We start from the raw sequence: 18,913 nt of genomic DNA on the forward strand, positions 1-18,913 counted from the left end.
AGGCATAGCCCTTACCCGACCGCGTTCGGCGCTCATTCCTACACGCCCTCTCCCGCAAGGGGAGAGGGCAAATTCATACGGACTGCGACACATCGTCCGATCTTCGCGCGGTGTCATGACGAGTTTAACGGGTGCTCCATGAGTTTGTCATTGCGAGTGAAGCGAAGCAATCCAGGCTGTCTCCGCAGAGGGATTCTAGAACATCGTTTCCATGAAATCGGCCGTCGAGTGGATTTAGCCTCTCGCCATACTCAACAGTGTCATGCTCCGCGGAGGCGGAGCATCCAGTACTCCGCGGCAGAAGAGATCGAGCAGAGACGTCACGGCGTACTGGATCGTCCGCCTTCGCGGACGATGACAGTTGGGGCTGTATCGATATGCCCGAAACTTTAGAAACGGACGTCTAGATTGTGTGGCTGCGCTCGAAATGGAGCGACCGTCAGCGATCCGGCAACGTCTACCGCGCCCGCTCTGGCACGCGGGTGATCTTGGCGCCGAGCGCGTTGAGCCGCTCGTCGATGCGCTCATAGCCGCGCTCGATCTGGTCGGCATTGTTGATCGTGCTTGTGCCCTCGGCGCAGACCGCGGCGAGCAGCATCGCCATGCCGGCGCGGATGTCGGGTGAGACCATCGAGGCGCCGCGCAGCTTGCTCGGCCCCGCGACGACGGCGCGATGCGGATCGCACAGCACGATGCGGGCGCCCATCGAGATCAGCTTGTCGACGAAGAACATCCGCGACTCGAACATCTTCTCGAACATCAGGACCACGCCGTCGCATTGCGTGGCGGTGACGATCGCGATCGACATCAGGTCGGCGGGAAACGCCGGCCAGGGCTGGTCCTCGAGCTTCGGCACATGGCCGCCGAAATCGTCCTTGATCTTGAGCGTCTGGTCGGATGGCACGATCAGGTCGTCGCCGGCGACCTCGCAGACGATGCCGAGCCGCTCGAAGCCCATCCGGATCGAGCGCAAATGGTCGACCCCGGCGCGCACGATGCGCAAGGGCGAGCGCGTCACCGCGGCCAGCCCGATCAGCGAGCCGACCTCGATATGGTCAGGCTGGATGGCGTAGCTCGCCTGTCCCAGCGTGCTGGCGCCGTGGATCGTCATCGTATTGGTGCCGATGCCATCGATATTGGCACCAAGCGCGACCAGGAAATGCGCGAGATCCTGCACGTGCGGTTCGGAGGCGGCGTTGCGCAGATAGGTCGTGCCCTGCGCGGCGACCGCGGTGACCAGCGCGTTCTCGGTCGCCGTGACGCTCGGCTCGTCCAGGAAAACGTCGGCGCCCCTCAGTTGCGAGACCCGCAGTTCGATGCGGTCGGTCGCAGTGACGGTGGCGCCGAGCTGCTCGAAGGCCAGGAAATGGGTGTCGAGCCGGCGCCGTCCGATGACGTCGCCGCCCGGTGGCGGCAGCGCCACCTGGCCACAGCGCGCGAGCAGGGGACCGGCGAGCAGGATCGAGGCGCGGATGCGCGCGCACAGATCGGGGTCGAGATCGGCCGCGCGGATCTCCTTGGCGTGGATCGCCAGGCGATTGCGGCCGCGCCATTCGGCCGAGGCCCCGACCGAGCGGATCAGCTCGACCAGCGTCTCGGTGTCACGGATGCGCGGCACGTTGTCCAGCGTGACCGGATGCTCGGTCAGCAGGGCCGCGGCGATGATCGGCAGCGCCGCGTTCTTGTTGCCGGACGGCTCGATGGCGCCCTTCAGCCGGTGTCCACCCTCGACGATGTATTGGATGGGCGCCATGCGGGTGATCCGTGCTCGAAGCGCGTGGTCGATGGCCGTCGCCTGCTTCGAACGAGCGACGGGGTGAGCATGGGCTGTTCGCGCCGAGCCGGCGGCAGGCATTGCGCCGTCGGAGGGCGAAGCTGGCGATCAGTCGCTCGGCAAGTTCAGTAACAGAATCGACGCTCGCTGAGAACGGCGGAGCTTCAGAAAAATTCCTGGGTCTTCGGTTGCGAAAAATCGTCGCTGAGCGCGATGATCTCGCTGCTTTTCGGGACCACGATTTGCGCGCGTCTGGATGGCGGCGACAGCAATTCGCGCTCTCCGCAAGCCACGCGAGCGAGTTCCGTAGATGCACGGGCGATGACATCGTCCCAGGCCAGCGGTCTGCGCTGCCGGAACAGGCGCATGGTCGGATACCAGGGCGTCTCTTCGCGATCGCGCAGCCAGCGCCAATCGAGCGCGTAAGGCAGCAGCAGCCAGACCGGGCGGCCGAGCGCGCCGGCCAGATGCGCCACCGAGGTATCGACGGTGATGACGAGGTCGAGAGCCGCCACCGCCGCGGCGGTATCGGAAAAATCATCGAGCTGCGGCGCCAGATCGATCATGGTCGCGCCGGTCGCCGTCACGGCTGGAGCGTCCGTTGCGCGCAGATCCTTCTGCAGGCTGTAGAGCTTGACGCCCGGCACCAGAAGGTGCGGCAGCAGCTGCGCGGCAGCCAATGACCGCAGCCGGTCGCCCTTGTGACGGGGATTGCCGGCCCACACCACGCCGACCTTCAGCGACGGCTCATCGCCGAGGATGCGCTGCCAGTGCGCCAGCTTGGTTACATCCGGATGCAGATAGGGAATATCGGCCGGGATGGTGTCGAGCGTGGTGCCGAACACTCTGGGCAGGCCGATCAGCGGCAGGTGCAGATCGAAGCGCGGCAATGGCTCGCCGCGGGCGATCACCGTGACGTCCGTATTGGCGCGCAGCAGCGGCACCAGCGCAGGCTGTACCTGCAGCACGATCTCTCCGCCTTTGTCGCGCAGCATCGGCAGATAGCGCACGAATTGCAGGGTGTCGCCGAGCCCGGCCTCCGCGTACAGCAGCAGCGTCCGGCCGGCGAGCGGTTCGCCGCTCCATTCCGGCTCAGTATAGGTCGGGTAGCCGTCCGACCAGCCCTTGCATTTGCGGCCCCAGCGCAGCTCGTCAAAGCCGCGGGCCAGCTCGCCGTTCATCAGCAGGACATGGGCATGGTTGAAGCGGATCTCGGGATCATCGGGGTCGAGTGCCACGGCGCGCTGTGACGCCAGGCGTGCCTCATCGAGTGCGCCGGTGATGCGCAGCGCGACCGCAAGATTGGCATGACCCTTGGCATAATTGGGGTCTGCCGCGATCGCGCCGCGATGGGCGGCGACCGCGTCCTCGAACTTGCCTTCTGCGTCGAGGATGATGCCGAGATTGGTATAAGCGGGCGCGTAGTTCGCGTCCTGCGCCAAGGCACGCTCGCAACTCGCTTTCGCCTCGTCGAGCCGGCCGAGCTCGCACAGACAGGACGCGAGATTGCTCAGGGCGGCGACATCGCTGGCTGAGAGCGCGTGTTCATCGCTGTCGTTAAGGGCCTGGCGATAGGCAGCCACGGCGGCTTCCGGGTTGTTCTGATCAGCGAGCAGGTTGCCGAGATTGATCAGGGCGCCCTGGTGGGATGGATCACGCGCGATCACCGCGCGGTATGTCTGCTCGGCCTCAGTGAAGCGCCGCTGTGCGGCGAGCGCGGTCGCGAGATTGAAGCGCGCCTGAACCAGGGTCGGATCGAGCTCAAGCGCGCGGCGATAGACGGCTTCCGCCTCGGCAAAGCGGGCGCATTCGGACAGCGCCACGCCGAGCTTGGCCTGAAGCGCCGCGTCGCGCGGCCGCAGGGGGATCGCGCGGCGAAATACGGTGATCGCGGCCTCGTGCTCGCCCTTGACGGCCAGCGCATCGCCGAGCGTTACCAGCGCCGGCGCATGGTTCGGATCGCGTTGGAAGACGCGTGCGAGCAGCGCGCGGCCATCGTCCATACGGCCCGCGGCGAAGGCGATCACGGCGGCAAGATGGAGCGTCGGCAGATGGCCGGGATCCGCGGCAAGGATGTCGGCGCATAGCGCGTTCGCGGGTTGCGACCGGCCGGCATTGTAGTGTCCGGCCGCCTGCAGCAGCAGCCGGTCCAGCGCGGCCTGCCCCATGAACGCCTCCCGCAAACCCGATAGGCGTTAAACGGGCGATCGCGCCGATTCCGGCGGACAAGCGAGGCGGCCTGCGCGTCGATTACACGACGCGCGCGACCGGCGGTGCGCGCAGCAGAACGCCCGCGACGAGGTAACAAAGCGCGCAGGTGATGGTGCCGGTGATCGCGAATTTGACGAGGGCAGGGGCCGCGATATCGCGCCAGGCCAGGGCAACGCTGACCAGGATCGGAGGATGGATGATGTAGATGAGGAAGGCGCGGCGGGCCAGGTTTTTCCAAGCGCCGCTCAGTTGCGCAAAGCGCCTCTGGAACAGAGCCAACAGCCCGAGGATGAATCCCCAGGCCACGAACGGCTCCCAGAACGCATAAAGCACCGCCTGCGGGTTCAGGCCGCCCTCAGCGGGTCCGGTCAACACGTGAAATCTGAGCGCGACGTATCCGGCCAGGGGAAAGATCGGAAGCGCGATTCGCGCGGTTCGCAGCCATGTTTTCCTTTGCGCGTCCGGGATGTGCTCGAGCCACCGCCCATCGGCCGCAGCGCAGCCGGCCGCGAACAGAACGATGTAGGACGCGAAATAGCCCAGCTGCAGAAAACCGACATTGACGCCGACCGGCCAGACCAGGCGCAGCAGGAACGCTGCGATGCCGGTGAGCAGCGCAGCCGCAAGCAGAACTTGATTGGATGGAAACGCGCGCGTCTCCATCGCAAGCGCCGACGGACGCACCCACTGCCACAACAGCCAGGCCAGAGCGAAGATGAGCAGGGCCTGCGCGAACCACAACGGGCCAGGCTCAAGCTGTCCATGCGTCCAGACGTATTCGAACACGCGAGAAAAAGAGCGCCCGTTTGCGGTTTGCGCCAGTGCCTTGGTGAGGGGCGACAGGACGAGAAAATACACGAGAAGGGGGATGCCGAGCCGGATCAGGCGTTCGCGGACGAAGCCGGCAGCGCCATGGCGCCGAAAAGAGGGCGGCGTGTAGTAACCCGCCAACAGAAAGAACAGGCCCATGAACCAGGCCTGGTTCACGGTGCAGAACAGAACGAGCAGCAGGCTGCCCGGCGTGTCGGAGGGCGCGATTTCCTTGTAGTACCAGCCGCCGATGGCACCATAGGTGATCGCGGTGTGATGAAACACGACGAGCAGCGTAACCGCCGCGCGAAGCGCGTCGATGCCGCCATTGCGCTCCTTGGCGCCGGCCTTGAGCGCAGAGAGCGCGCCGCTCTCGCCACCGAGATGCGCCACGCCAGGGCGCAGCTCACCCTCGACCGCCAGCTCGCTCGAACGCGTGTTCATGATCGGCGACCTCCACCGGCGGACGCCCGGGGGCTTGCCGGTGTGCAGGACAGCCGTGCATGGCCCCTGCACCGCAGGCCCGATCGACTATAGCGCAGACACGGATGGGGCGACAGGCGGGGTCATCGGCAAATTGCGCGCGCGGATCAGTCTCCGCGGCGATGCGGAGCCGATCGCTTACACGTCGACGTTGGCGGAGAGCGAATTGTCCTGGATGAATTCGCGGCGGGGTTCGACCACGTCGCCCATCAGCTTGGTGAAGATGTCGTCGGCCTCGTCGACCTCCTTGATCTTCACCTGCAGCAGCGAGCGCGCCTCGGTGTCGAGCGTGGTCTCCCAGAGCTGCTCCGGGTTCATCTCGCCGAGACCTTTGTAGCGCTGCAGGGTGATGCCCTTGCGGCCGGCATCGGTGACAGCCTCGAACAGGTCGACCGGACCGTGGATCACGGTCTCGGTGTCGCCGCGGCGGAGCAGGCCGGGTCGCGCATAGGCCTCCTGCAGCCGCGCTGCGTAGTCATCGAGCTTGCGGGCGTCGACGGAGGTGAGCAGGGCGTCGTCGATCACGGCGACGTCCTTCACGCCGCGCACCGTGCGCTCGAACATGAAGCCCTGACCTTCGGTGAAGTGTCCGACCCAACCGCGCTCGACCTCGTCGGCAAGGGCGTCCAGCCGCTTGGCGATGTAATCGGCGGCGGCCTCGGCCGTCTCGGGATTACGCACGATCTCATGGCGCAGGACGCCCGCGATCGCGGCCTGCTCGACCGCCTTGCGGTCGTAGCGGCTGTGCAGATTGCGCAGCACGTGGCGGATGACCCGCGCCTCCTCCACCAGAGACAACAGATCGCGGCCGCTGCGGTCATCGCCGGACGCCGTCTTGAACACGCAATCGCCGAGACCGATGCCGATCAGATAGTCCTCCAGCGCCCGGTCGTCCTTCAGATATTGCTCGGACTTGCCGCGCGTCACCTTATAGAGCGGCGGCTGCGCGATATAGAGATGGCCGCGGTCGATGATCTCGCGCATCTGCCGGTAGAAGAAGGTGAGCAGCAAAGTGCGGATATGAGCGCCGTCGACGTCGGCGTCGGTCATCACGATGATCTTGTGGTAGCGCAGCTTCTCGGCCGAGAAATCGTCGCTGATGCCGGTGCCGAGGGCAGTGATCAGGGTGCCGATCTGCTCGCTGGAGAGCATCTTGTCCGGCCGCACGCGCTCGACATTGAGGATCTTGCCGCGCAGCGGCAGCACCGCCTGGAACTCGCGGTTGCGGCCCTGCTTGGCGCTGCCGCCTGCCGAGTCACCCTCGACGATGAACAGCTCGGACTTGGCCGGGTCCTTCTCCTGGCAATCGGCGAGCTTGCCCGGCAGCGAGGAAATCGCGAGCGGGCTCTTGCGGGTGAGCTCGCGGGCCTTGCGGGCGGCCTCGCGCGCCGCGGCGGCCTGGATCACCTTGCCGACGATCACCTTGGCCTCGGACGGGTGCTCCTCGAACCACGCCGAGAGCGCCTCGTTGAGCACGTTCTCGACCACCGGGCGCACCTCGGACGAGACCAGCTTGTCCTTGGTCTGCGACGAGAATTTCGGGTCCGGCACCTTCACCGAGAGCACCGCGGTCAGGCCTTCGCGGCAGTCATCGCCGGTCAGCGCGATCTTTTCCTTCTTCGCATTGGCCTCGGCATAGCCGTTGACCTGGCGCGTCAGCGCGCCGCGGAAGCCGGCGAGATGGGTGCCGCCGTCCCGCTGCGGAATGTTATTGGTGAAGCACAGCACGTTCTCATGATAGCTGTCGTTCCACCACAGCGCGGCTTCGACCGTGATGCCGTTGGCCTCGGAGCGCACCATGATCGGCGCGGGAACGATCGCCTTCTTGTTGCGGTCGAGATATTTGACGAACTCCTCGACTCCGCCGGAATAATGCATCTCCTCGCGCTTCTCGACCGCGTGGCGCATGTCGGAGAGCACGATGTGAACGCCGGAATTCAGGAAGGCGAGCTCGCGCAGCCGATGCTCGAGCGTCGCGTAGTCGTATTCGATGATCTTGAAGGTTTCGGTCGCGGCCAGGAACGTCACTTCGGTGCCGCGCTTGCCCTTGGCCTCGCCGACCACGCTGAGCGGGGCCACGGCGTCGCCATGGGCGAACTCGATATAGTGCTCCTTGTCCTCGCGCCAGATCCGCAGCTGCAGCTTGCTCGACAGCGCGTTGACCACGGAGACGCCGACGCCGTGCAAGCCGCCGGAGACTTTGTAGGAGTTCTGGTCGAACTTTCCGCCCGCATGCAGCTGGGTCATGATGACTTCGGCCGCGGAGACGCCTTCGCCCTTGTGGATGTCGACCGGAATGCCGCGACCGTCGTCGCGTACGGTGACGGAATTGTCGGGATTGAGCACCACCTCGACCGCGCTGGCATAGCCGGCCAGCGCCTCGTCGATCGCGTTGTCGACCACCTCATAGACCATGTGGTGCAGGCCGGACCCGTCATCGGTGTCGCCGATATACATGCCGGGACGCTTGCGCACGGCGTCCAGGCCCTTCAGCACCCGGATCGATTCCGCGCCATACGCGCTCGCAATGGCAGGCTCGTTTTCGGCGATCGATTGCCGGGCGGGTTCAGTCATGTGAGGCCTTTGAGATATCCCGAAAGTGCGGCGCGCGCGACAGGATGCTGCAGATGCTATTTGTGCCACGAAAGACGATGCGCGCCTAGCGCAAAGTGGTGACGTGTAAGATATTGAAGAAATAGCTTTTTTTAACGGTTTTTCAAGGTGCGCGAGGGCCGGTTTTAGGCGTTGCGGAGGCGCGATTCGAGCACCCATTTTACCTTCGCCAAACGACGGATTTTTTGCACCTCGAAGCGCTCCGCCGAGCCTGGAATCAGGTGCTGGAATCCAGGTCCTGGAATCCGGGATGGTCAGGCAGCGCGCCGGTTGATGCGGCCACCTTCGACGTCAAAAATTTCGCCCGTGGCGCCAAGCTCGACGAAGGCCGCAGGATCCGCGCCGGTCAGCCACACTTGGGCGCCCAATTTGCCGAGCTCGGCGAACAGCGCCGCGCGCCGACCTGGATCAAGATGCGCGACGATCTCGTCGAGCAGGAGCAAGGGGACGATTCCGGTGGTTTCCGCCACCAGGGTGGCATGCGCGAGAATGAGGCCGATCAGCAGTGCCTTCTGCTCGCCGGTGGAGGCATCGCGCGCCGGCATGTTCTTGGGCGCATAGACGACGTGGAGATCGGTCAGATGCGGGCCGTCGAGGGTGCGACCGGCGGCGGCGTCGCGCACGCGATTGTCGCGCAGGACAGCGCGGTAGCGATCCTCGACGGCCAGCGCAGGCTCGGAGAGCAGCGCGTTCTCCATCCAGCCGTCGAGCGCGATCTCGGCCGACGGGAAGGCGGAGGCCTGCCCACGGGCGCGCAGCATGGCGGCGAGCTTGACGGCGGTCTGGCCCCGGCTAGCCGCGACGGCGACCGCAAGCTCGGCGGTCTCGCGCTCGATCGCCTCACACCAATGATCGTCGAAATTGCGTACCTCCAGCAGCCGGTTGCGCGAGCGCAACGACCGCTCCAGCGCCGAGACGCGGCTCGAATGCTCGCTGTCGATGGCGAGCACCAGCCGGTCGAAGAAGCGTCGCCGCTCCGAGGCCGCGCCGGTGAACAGGCCGTCCATCGCCGGCGTCAGCCAGACCATGCGGATGTGGTCGCCGAAGGCGCTCGCCGACGACACCGGTTCCCGATCGATCCGGCAGCGCCGGCTGGTCGCCGTATCGGTTCGTGGCGGCTCGATGCCGGTGCCGAAGGTGGTGAGCCCGAACGCGCCTTCCACCTCCGCCGAAACCGCCCAGGAGCCGTCGCCCTGGTTGTCGGCGACGTCCTCCAGCGTGGCGCGGCGCAGGCCGCGGCCGGGCGCAAAGAACGAGATTGCCTCCAGGCAATTGGTCTTGCCGGCACCGTTCGGGCCGACCAGCGCGATCATATCGGCGCGCGCCTCAACGCTCGCGGAGCGGTAGCTCCGGAAATGCGTCAGCGCGAGACGGTTGATGCGGGAGGGGGTCATTGAAGATAGCTAGTCCACACACTCGATCCCCCTCTCCCCTTGCGGGAGAGGGTGCCGCCGAAGGCGGCGGGTGAGGGGTTTCTCACGGCTCGTTCAACTTCGTGAGGATGTCCTCTTTCACGGCAGACGAATTGTACAATACGTCGTTGTTCCAATATCGAACGATCCGAAATCCTGCAGCTTTCAAGATCGCGTCTCGCTCGGCATCTGCCTCGTTATCAGCATGTTGGCTGCCGTCAATCTCGATGATCAGGCCCTTCTCAAAGCAAACGAAATCGAGAATGAAGTGCTCCACGGGTGTCTGACGGCGAAACTTGTATCGCTCAAATCTGCGATCACGGAGCAGACGCCACATGACGGCCTCTGCCTCAGTCGGCTGACCTCGCATCGCCTTGGCGAAGCCGCGAGTCCGTCTGAAGGTCGTCCGATGGCTCGGTGATCGCGGTGGCATACCCCTCACCCGCCTCGCTTCGCTCGGCACCCTCTCCCGCAAGGGGAGAGGGGATCTTCTTCGTGTGGCTGGGCCGTTGAGACGGACCCGCATGAGCCAAACTTGTTGGGCGCAGCGCGCATCCAATATTGCTCGTTGCCGTCACACCCGCATCGGCATCAGCACGTAGAGCGCGCTCTTGTTGTCGCGGTCCTGGATCAGGGTCGGCGAGCCGGGATCGGCCAGGCGCAGCACCGCGACTTCACCCTCGATCTGGGCGGCGATGTCGAGCAAATAGCGCGAGTTGAAGCCGATATCGAGCGCGTCGGAGACGTATTCGACCTCGAGCTCTTCGGTGGCGCTGCCGGAATCCGGGTTGGTCACCGAGAGCACCAGCTTGCCGGCCGACAGCGCCAGCTTCACGGCGCGGCCGCGTTCGGAAGAGATGGTGGAGACGCGGTCGACAGCGGCGGCGAAATCGGCCTTGTCGACGATCAGCTCCTTGTCGTTGTTCTGGGGAATGACGCGGCCGTAATCGGGGAAGGTGCCGTCGATCAGCTTCGAGGTCAGCACCACCTGGCCGATGGTGAAGCGGATCTTGCCCTGCGACAGCTCGATCCGGATCTCGGCCTCGTTGTCCTCGATCAGCCGCTGCACCTCGCCGACGGTCTTGCGCGGCACGATCACGCCGGGCATGTCGGCCGCGCCGCTAGGCTGCGGCAGGTCAACCTGGGCCAGCCGGTGACCGTCGGTCGCCACGCCCCGCAGGACGGGCTGTTTGGCGCTGCCGGCGGCATGCAGGTAGATGCCGTTGAGATAATAGCGCGTCTCCTCGGTCGAGATCGCAAATTGCGTGCGGTCGATCAGACCCTTGATGTCCTTGGCGGTCAGCGCGAAGGAATGCGTCATCTCGCCGGCGGCAAGGTCGGGGAAATCGCTTTCGGGCAGGGTCTGCAGGGTGAAGCGGGAGCGGCCGGCGCGGATCGCCAGCACTGCGCGCTCGCCGTCGCTTTCCAGCACGATCTGCGAGCCGTCCGGCAGCTTGCGGACGATGTCATAGAACATATGCGCCGGTACCGTGGTCGAGCCCGCGGTCGCGGTTTCAGCGGCCAGCGTTTCCGTCACTTCGAGGTCGAGGTCGGTGGCTTTCAGCGAGAGCTGCGCATTCTCGGCGCGGACCAGCACATTGCCCAGGATCGGAATGGTGTTCCGCCGTTCGACCACGCGGTGGACGTGGCCTAGCGACTTCAGGAGTTGCGCGCGTTCGACGGTAACCTTCATAGCAATACCCGCCCGTTCCACAGAGCATGTCTTGGGAGTGCCGGCGGGGCTTTTGGGTCAGCGCCGCGGCCGATGACACCCGCGCCCGACCAGAACCTCGGGTCAGTTCGGGGCCACGGGGGGGCGTAAAGTGGCGCGGATGGGGCGGAAGCGCAAGGGATGGGACGGCCATTTCCCATCTTTCGGCGGCCCTTTCCGGGCCGTCGGCGCGCGTTTGAGACGGGAGCATGAAAACCGCCGAGGGGCCGGACCTTCTGTCCGCCCCGGGGCGGGGTTGCGGGCCTATTCCTGCAGCTGGCGCTTCAGGGATTCCACCTCTTCGGACAGTGCGGTGTCCTTGCCGACCAGCGCCTCGATCTTGCGCACGGCATGCAGCACGGTGGTGTGGTCGCGGCCGCCGAAGCGCCGGCCGATCTCCGGCAGCGACCGCAAGGTCAGCGTCTTGGCCAGATACATCGCCACCTGGCGCGGCCGCACCACGTTGGCGGTGCGACGGGAGGACAGCAGGTCGGAGCGGCTGACATTGTACTGCCGCGCCACCACGCGCTGGATGTCCTCGATCTTGATCCGCTTCGGCTCCTGCGGCCGGATCAGGTCGCGCACCTCGCGCTCGGCCATATCCAAGGTCACCGGCTGGTTGTTCAGCTTGGAATGGGCGAGCAGGCGATTGATCGCGCCTTCGAGGTCGCGGCCGTTATGGGTGATGGCGCGGGCAAGATAGTCGAGCACCGGCTCGGGGACATCGAAGCTGGCGTGATGTGCACGCGCAGCGGCAACACGCGACTTGAGAATGCCGAGCCGCAGATCTTCGCCGAGCGCACCCATCTCCACCACGAGCCCGCCGGCGAGCCGCGAGCGGACGCGATCGTCGAGGCTCTCGAGATCGGAGGGCGGGCGGTCGGCGGCGATGACGACCTGGCGGCCGGCATCGATCAGCGCGTTCAGCGTGTGGCAGAACTCGGCCTGGGTCGACTTGCCCTGCAGGAATTGCAGGTCGTCGATGACCAGAACGTCGATGCCTCGCAGCGCTTCCTTGAAGGCGAGCGCGGTCTGGCTCTTCAGCGCCGCGACGAAGCCGTACATGAACTTTTCCGCCGTGAGATAGAGCACCTTGCGCTCGGGATTGGCGTTGCCGGCCCAGGTCACGGCCTGCAGCAGATGCGTCTTGCCGAGGCCGACGCCCGCATGGATGTAGAGCGGATTGAACATCACGGGATCGCCGCGGCGTCCTTCCGCGACCTGGCGGGCCGCGGCATGCGCCAGCGTGTTCGAGCGGCCGACCACGAAGCCTGCAAAGGTGAGCCGCGGGTCGAGTGGCGAGCCGCCGAGCGCGTCATGACTCGCAGCAGCCGGCGGGACTGTGGCCGGGCGCAGCTCGAGCGCCGGACGGTTGTCGCTGCGTTCGGCCCGGCGCATCTCGACGGGAGCCGGCGCATCCTTGACGACCGGCATGGCGGCGCGCATCGCCGAGCGCACGGACAGATCGATCCGGTGCACCTCCGGCATTTCGGCCTGCCAGCACGTCAGCACGCGCTCGGCATAGTGCGCCTGAATCCAGCTCTTCAGAAAGCGCGTGGGAACCGACAGATGGACGCTCTCGTCCTGGACGCTTTCGAGGTCCATCCGCGCAAACCAGCTCGTGTAGACGTCCTCGCCGACCGTCGACCGCAGCCGACCTTTGACGCGAGACCAGCGTTCCTGTTCCGAATTTGTCATTGTCGCGTAACTTTTCGAAAGTGAGTGATGGATGCCGTGAACGGCCGTGCAGCTTGGCTGCCAAGGCGCCACGAACGGGCCGGACGCAGATTCCAGGCATAGCTCCGCCGTCGGCACGAATGCCTGTGATCAGATCAATGCTGGCTGGAATGAAGCTGACGCGAGGTCAGCACACGTTCGACGATGTTGCCTGGTGAGGCGATGGTGCCTAGCGAGGCTTAGGGGGAGGGCCCAGGGCGGTAAAGGCGATGTCGATCGCTAAGAGGGCGTGGTCCGGAACTGGTTGGTGATGTGAAACCGCGATGTGTCCGTAAAGCATGCAACCTCCCCGCCTCGCCGTGATTGCTCACGGCAAGTTGTCATCTCGCACATGTCCCAAATGCAGCCGCGCCTGAACCCCAGATTCAGCCGCTACGCCACTACATCCCGTACAACTGTCCCGCTCGCAAAGCGTTGCTATCGAAGCTCCTGCCGGGTCGGCTCTATACCGTATTTCTCTTGTTTAAACCACGAGGCACGAATGCCCCGCCCGAGAAATTTAGACATAGCTCCAACGTTACCCATATTACTATGAGTCCCGAACCGACAATCGCTTGGAAAGCGTCGCCAACGCGCACACCGCCGCCGATTTGCACGTCCGCCCCGTTTCTAAAACCGCGCTGGTCTTACAGATCGTGGGCGCCGCGAGCGATGTAAGAAATACACAATGCTCCGGATCAGGCAATCCATTTGATCGGCGCACTGCAACGAGTCCTAGAACGCGCCGCAGCGCCACGTTGCACCCCGCGAAAGCATGTTCTTGAATCAGCGCGAGGAATCTCGGATGTGACAAATCACGGCGGCCGCCCAAAAAATTTTCATAAAATATTTACGTTGGCCGATGGGTGACCGGCTTTTCCAAACACTTGGCCGCGCTATGTGGGTAAGTCGTTTTCAAGCCGAAGCTTTTTGCGATTATTTTTTCGGGTAACTCCCGCCTGCAGGCCCGTTCGCGCCCTTGTGCGCCCGCGCGCGATCAAAATCCCGCAGCGCGCTCACTTGACAGTGTTGCGCAGGTGACGATGGCGTTTCTGCGTTGCAGGTGAGGCGAATTTGTCACCTGGTAGAACTACGGAACGTGCACGCCAGAACTACGGATGAAACAAATGATAGAGCGCGATGCTGGCGTACGCTGGTGCGTCATGCGTGTTCGAAAAACAAAAAGCCCGGCGCGAGGCCGGGCTTTCGATGCATGATAGTTAATCAGTATGACGCGATCAGTTCACTTCGCGAGCTTCGCGATCTGATGAGCGAGGCGTGACACTTTGCGGCTCGCGCTGTTCTTGTGAATGATGTTGCGCTGGGCCGCGCGCATCAGCTGCGGCTCGGCGCGCTCCATCGCCTGCAACGCGGCGTCGCGGTCGCCCTTCTTGATCGCTTCTTCGACAGTGCGAACGGCGCCGCGCATCTGGGTGCGGCGCGATTTGTTGACGATGGTGCGGCGGGCAATCTTGCGCGTCGCCTTCTTGGCTGAAGTCGTGTTGGCCATGCTCTCAAATATCCTTCGGCGGCGCGCAGTCGCCGCAATCTTACGTAACGCGCGCTGGCCGCGGCTTGCAGCCTGATCGACGCGATGGGTTGTTCGGACGCCTCTCTGAGAATGCCATGACCGGAGCGGCAGAGCTCGGTAGCGCGGCGCTGCTCAAAGAACAGCGGCGGCGGGATTGCGCCCACCGCCATTTCGCGCCCTTATAAAGGCAGGCTTTTCGAGCGTCAACGGCCTCGCGGCGCCGATCCGGCTGGAACGGCCGGGCCGGGGCGCCTGGTAAGCCCCTGGCCAGGTTGAATTTCCTGATGGCCCCCGCTATGGCCTTGCAGCTCTTGTTCGGCGCCACAGAGGGCAGGTGAGGCATGATCCGCGGTTTCTTCCGACTGGTGGGGCTGTTGCTCTTGGCGGGCGGATTCATCTTCATGGTCTATGACGGCGCCCGCTGGGTCGCCGATCAGACCCTCCAATTCACCCAGTTCGGCCAGTTCTGGAACGATGTCCATCAGTCCAGCCAGGCCGCCTTCCATGCCTGGATCGAGGCGAAGGCGCCGTTCCTGTGGGATTGGATCGTGAAGGGGGTGCTCGACCAGCCGGTCTTTGCGGTTCTCGGCCTGCTCGGGATCATCCTGATGCTGCTGTTCCGGCCGCGCAAGCCGCTGATCGGCTATTCCCGCGACTGAAGGCTCGCTCCACCGGCCTCGTCCGGCCGATCGGGGTGGCGTCAGCGTGTAGGCTGAGAATAAAGCTCAACTCGACCCGCGTTCACCAGCTTCGTCCCCCACGGAGGACAACCGCGCATGGCAGGAGCGGAGCTCGGCGCAGACCCCCTCCGCGTCGTCATGGCCGGGCCGAACACTTGTCCCCGGCCATCCATGTCGTTCGGAAATGAAGACGTGGATGCGCGGGACAAGCCCGCGCATGACGAGTGACCCAATTGGCCACCGAATGCGCCGCTTTCGTCGCCTCAGCCAGGCGCGATAGCGCTGGCCTCGATGTGAGCTGAGAGATAGCGGCCGCTGCTTCGACCTGCTCGGATGCGCAGGGACGATACAGCGCGGCTCTGCGCCAACGCTTTATTAACCTTAACCGCGCATCACTAGGGCCATATCCGTTCAAGGGATAAGTCGAGTGCGCGCGTTCTTCCTGCCGGTCATTGCCATCCTCGCCGCATCGTTTGTTTCGGGCTGCATGCAGACGGTCTCCCCCGTTGCCGTCGGCCAGCCCGTCAGCGATCTCGATGCGATGGCCTATGGTCCGCCGCCTGTCTCAAGCCCGGTTGCCGCCACCGGGCAGAGCGGGGGCGCGATCGCGGCACTGCGCGAATCGTTTGCCGCAGCCCCCACCCCGGTTGCCTATGCAGCGCCGGCGCGGCGCTATGAGTCCGCCTATCATCTCGACGCCGGCGACAAGCTGCGCGTCGTGGTCTACGGCCAGGAAGGCCTGACCAACACCTATGCGATCGACGCGGCGGGATCGATCACCATGCCCCTGATCGGCGCCGTCCCGGCCCGCGGCCGCACCCCGGCCGGGCTCGCAGCCGAGATCACCGCCCGCTTGCGCAACGGCTATATCCGCGAGCCGTCGGTGGCGGTGGAGATCGAAGCCTACCGGCCGTTCTTCATTCTCGGCGAGGTGCAGGCGCCCGGCCAATATCCCTATGTGCCGAACATGACCGTCGAGAGCGCGATCGCCATCGCTGGCGGCTTCTCGCCGCGGGCCCGCCGCGACGTGGTGACGCTGACCCACACCGATGCCGCAGGCGCTGCACGCTATGAGGTGCCGCTCGGCACGCCAATGCGGCCAGGCGACACCCTTCAGGTCGGAGAGCGCTGGTTCTGATCTCTGCACGAGTCATTCCGGGACACGCCTGAAGGGCGTGGGCGCGGAATCCATCACGCCAGCGAGCTGTGCTGACCCGTCAGGTTGCCGCGTTCCAACTATTTCAGTTCGTGGTTATGGATTCCGCGCGCCCCGGAACGACGGCGTTTGCTATTTGAGATGCTGCGCAAAGAACGCCATCGCGCGCGGCCACGCGAGATCGGCGCTGGTCTTGTCGTAGCTGGCGCGCTCATCGCAGCTGAAGCCGTGCTGCGCACCCGGATAGATGAAGATCTCGAGCTCCGGCCGCTTGGCCTTGATGGTTTCGACATCGCTCAAGGGAATGCCGGCGTCCTTCTCGCCGAAATGCAATTGCACCGGCACCTTCGGCGTTTCGTCGGCAAAGCGCACGACGGCGCCACCGTAGTAGCCGACCGCCGCCTTCAGGCCCGACAGCCTTGTCGCCGCCACATAGGCGATGCTGCCGCCGAGACAGAAGCCGATGATGCCGACGGAGCCGACGGCCTGGACAGCGGCGATCGCAGCCTGGGTATCGCGCAACATCGCCTGCCAATCCGGATTGGCGACGAATTTGCGCGCGACCGCGATTTCCTCAGGTGAATATCCCGATGTGAAGCCGGGCTCGCTGCGGTCGAAGATCGACGGCGCCACCGCGACATAGCCCTCGGCCGCCACTCGATCGCAGACGTGGCGGATGTGGTGATTGACGCCAAAAATCTCCTGGATCACGACCAGCGCGCCCTTCGGCTTGCCGGCAGGATCGGCGCGGTAGGCGCCGAATTCAAAATCGTCGGAAGCGGTCAGTCTGATGTCCTGTCCCACGGTTATTCCTTGGTTGATGTGCGAGGATGAGCTGATCCGGACCCAAAGTCCGGCGGTGGCTACTGCCACATCCAGTTCTCGCCATAATCCTCTTTCCAGCCGGTTAGGTGACCCCGGCGGAACTTGAGGAACAGGCGATGATGGTGAGGGACCAGGCCGCTGCCGCCGAGATCGCGCAGCACCAGATAGATCTCGTTGCCGGCAGATCCCTTCACATAGGTCAGCGGCTGGCCGAGGGCGCGCGAGGTCTCGCCGGCATCCATGCCGAAGGCAAGCGGGGTGGTGTTGGACAGTGTTGCTGTGAACGGCAGCCGGTGCACGCCATCAGGGGCGATCTGCTGCGCGGTCGCCGGCCGCAGGCCAATGCCCGCTGGCGCAATGAAGGTTGCGATCAGAAGCGCGCAACCAGCACGCGCCATCCGTGTCACCCAGCGGCAGCTCATGACGTCTGATCTCAGACTTGGTGTTTCAGAATGTTCCGTCGGCTCGTTGCGCAGTTTAGCGCGATCCTGCTGATCAAGGAACATCATAAGTTGGCGAGCGGATGTGGCCCGCTCGCATGCCTTGCGTCGCGCGGACGTCGTCGAAGGACCGTGCCGTAGCCGATGCGGTGACCACGGTCGCGCCTACGCGCGGCCAACGCGGTCTTTGCTGCCTCGCGTGTGCGCTTGCATGCGAGTGTTGGCGATGACAGCCGAGGCGGCGAATACCGCGATGAGAGATCCTCTTCGGTCCCCTTCGATTCAATTTGATTCATATTGTCCGCAGCGCGGGTAAATCGCGCGATCGGATTAGGTCTGCGGTTACCCCGATGCAGACAGTTTGAACAAACCGGTTAAGCGGCAGGGAACACGCGACGGGGTAAATTCGATCGGCACCAAAACGGCCCGGGGGCGAGCACGTATGACTGCAGTAGCCAAGAAGACCGCATCCGCTACCAAGCGCCATCTGTTGCTGGCGTCGGATCGCGGCGACCAGAGCAGCGAACTCGCCCGCATCCTGCGCTCGGTCGGCGACGTCGACACGATGCCGACCACCGAGATCCCGGAAGATCCGGAAGGGCGCTTCTCCGGCGTGATCGTCGATATCAATCTCCGCTCGCCGGAAAGCGTGCAGCGGGTGCGCAGGAAGCTGTCCTCGCGCGCATACAGCGACATGCCGCGGCTGTTCGTGCTGCAGGAAGCGCTGCACCACGCCACCATGCAGGCCTGGGCGCTCGGCGCCACCGATACGATTGCGCGCCCGTTCAGCCCGGGAGATGTGCTGCAGCGGATTCGCGGCGCCTTTCCGAGCAATGACGGCTATGACGAGACCGATCGCGGCAAGCTGCTCAACCGCGGCGTCGAAGCTGCGCACGAGGTCATGGTCAAGATCTTCGAGAAGCTGCCGGCCGGCGTTCCGCTCTCGATGGACGATGTCATCGCGGCCGAGGGCAAGATCCTGAAGGCGATCAAGCACTCCTCGCTGCGCGAATGGCTGACCGTCGTCGGCTGCCATCACAACGACACCTATCGCCACTGCCTGTTCGTCACCGGATTTGCGGTCGGCTTTGCGCTGCATCTCGGCATGCGCGATGACGACCAGCGCCGCCTGACCCGCGCCGCGCTGCTGCACGACGTCGGCAAGGCCTTCATTCCAGTCGCGGTGCTCGACAAACAGGGCAAGCTGACGGCAGAAGACATCGCGATCCTGCGTCAGCATCCGCGCCGCGGTTATGAGGCGCTGGCCGAGCAGGGCGGCTTCCCGCCGGAAATGCTCGACGTCATCCTGCATCACCACGAGTTTCTCGACGGCACCGGCTATCCGAACGCGCTGCGCAGCGAGCAGATCAGCGACATCGTGCGGCTCACCACGATCGTCGACATCTACGCTGCACTGACCGAGAACAGGGCCTATCGCGCACCGTTCCCGCCCGCCCGTGCCTTCTCCATCATGGAGAACATGGGCGCGAAGCTGGACCAGCAGCTGCTGCAGGCCTTCCGCCCCGTCGCGATGGGCGCGCATTGAGTCGG

At 64.8% G+C, this 18,913-nt stretch carries 14 protein-coding genes; 3 read left to right on the plus strand and 11 right to left on the minus strand.

What is annotated here, in order from left to right:
• Positions 1 to 457: 457 nt before the first annotated feature.
• From murA to rpsT, 9 genes are all read right to left on the minus strand, one after another.
• Entirely contained in the window at positions 458 to 1,753 is a 1,296-nt protein-coding gene (gene murA, locus BRAS3843_RS21025) for a UDP-N-acetylglucosamine 1-carboxyvinyltransferase (protein ID WP_008971046.1), read from the minus strand.
• A gap of 185 nt (positions 1,754 to 1,938) precedes the next feature.
• Positions 1,939 to 3,942 carry a tetratricopeptide repeat protein gene (locus BRAS3843_RS21030; protein ID WP_008971047.1) on the minus strand — a complete coding sequence of 668 codons (2,004 nt, stop codon included), beginning with the start codon at positions 3,940 to 3,942 and terminating at the stop codon, positions 1,939 to 1,941.
• 82 nt (positions 3,943 to 4,024) lie between these two features.
• Positions 4,025 to 5,239, minus strand: coding sequence for an acyltransferase (locus tag BRAS3843_RS21035; RefSeq protein ID WP_008971048.1), 1,215 nt, complete (start codon positions 5,237 to 5,239; stop codon positions 4,025 to 4,027).
• Between the two features lie 177 nt (positions 5,240 to 5,416).
• Positions 5,417 to 7,852: a DNA topoisomerase (ATP-hydrolyzing) subunit B gene (gene gyrB / locus BRAS3843_RS21040; RefSeq protein WP_008971049.1), complete on the minus strand. Its 2,436-nt coding sequence runs from the start codon at positions 7,850 to 7,852 to the stop codon at positions 5,417 to 5,419.
• A 293-nt stretch (positions 7,853 to 8,145) separates the two neighbouring features.
• Entirely contained in the window at positions 8,146 to 9,285 is a 1,140-nt protein-coding gene (gene recF, locus BRAS3843_RS21045) for a DNA replication/repair protein RecF (protein WP_008971050.1), read from the minus strand.
• An 82-nt stretch (positions 9,286 to 9,367) separates the two neighbouring features.
• Positions 9,368 to 9,829: an endonuclease domain-containing protein gene (locus tag BRAS3843_RS21050; RefSeq protein ID WP_347379585.1), complete on the minus strand. Its 462-nt coding sequence runs from the start codon at positions 9,827 to 9,829 to the stop codon at positions 9,368 to 9,370.
• 48 nt (positions 9,830 to 9,877) lie between these two features.
• Complete coding sequence (gene dnaN / locus BRAS3843_RS21055; protein WP_008971053.1) at positions 9,878 to 10,996, minus strand: DNA polymerase III subunit beta; 1,119 nt, start codon at positions 10,994 to 10,996, stop codon at positions 9,878 to 9,880.
• Positions 10,997 to 11,278: 282 nt separating this feature from the next.
• Complete coding sequence (gene dnaA, locus BRAS3843_RS21060; protein ID WP_008971054.1) at positions 11,279 to 12,712, minus strand: chromosomal replication initiator protein DnaA; 1,434 nt, start codon at positions 12,710 to 12,712, stop codon at positions 11,279 to 11,281.
• 1,261 nt (positions 12,713 to 13,973) lie between these two features.
• On the minus strand, positions 13,974 to 14,240 hold the full coding sequence (rpsT, locus tag BRAS3843_RS21065; protein ID WP_008971057.1) for a 30S ribosomal protein S20: 267 nt from the start codon (positions 14,238 to 14,240) through the stop codon (positions 13,974 to 13,976).
• Positions 14,241 to 14,602: 362 nt separating this feature from the next.
• Here rpsT and BRAS3843_RS21070 point away from each other — a divergent pair, with 362 nt between their 5' ends.
• Both BRAS3843_RS21070 and BRAS3843_RS21075 read left to right on the plus strand, forming a co-directional pair.
• A complete protein-coding gene (locus BRAS3843_RS21070) occupies positions 14,603 to 14,920 on the plus strand; it encodes a hypothetical protein (protein WP_008971058.1) in 318 nt (105 codons plus the stop codon).
• Positions 14,921 to 15,368: 448 nt separating this feature from the next.
• Positions 15,369 to 16,079, plus strand: coding sequence for a polysaccharide biosynthesis/export family protein (locus tag BRAS3843_RS21075; RefSeq protein WP_008971059.1), 711 nt, complete (start codon positions 15,369 to 15,371; stop codon positions 16,077 to 16,079).
• A 150-nt stretch (positions 16,080 to 16,229) separates the two neighbouring features.
• On the opposite strand, the gene BRAS3843_RS21080 is transcribed toward BRAS3843_RS21075, so the two are convergent.
• The gene (locus BRAS3843_RS21080; RefSeq protein ID WP_008971060.1) at positions 16,230 to 16,901 is read right to left on the minus strand and encodes a dienelactone hydrolase family protein; all 672 of its coding nucleotides are present in this window, start codon (positions 16,899 to 16,901) and stop codon (positions 16,230 to 16,232) included.
• 59 nt (positions 16,902 to 16,960) lie between these two features.
• Positions 16,961 to 17,320: a hypothetical protein gene (locus BRAS3843_RS21085; protein WP_008971061.1), complete on the minus strand. Its 360-nt coding sequence runs from the start codon at positions 17,318 to 17,320 to the stop codon at positions 16,961 to 16,963.
• Positions 17,321 to 17,804: 484 nt separating this feature from the next.
• Between BRAS3843_RS21085 and BRAS3843_RS21090 the strand changes: the two genes are divergently transcribed.
• Positions 17,805 to 18,908: an HD domain-containing phosphohydrolase gene (locus BRAS3843_RS21090; protein ID WP_008971062.1), complete on the plus strand. Its 1,104-nt coding sequence runs from the start codon at positions 17,805 to 17,807 to the stop codon at positions 18,906 to 18,908.
• Positions 18,909 to 18,913 lie beyond the last annotated feature (5 nt).

The sequence above is a fragment of the Bradyrhizobium sp. STM 3843 genome, from assembly GCF_000239815.1.
In the GTDB taxonomy this organism is placed as follows: Bacteria; Pseudomonadota; Alphaproteobacteria; order Rhizobiales; family Xanthobacteraceae; genus Bradyrhizobium.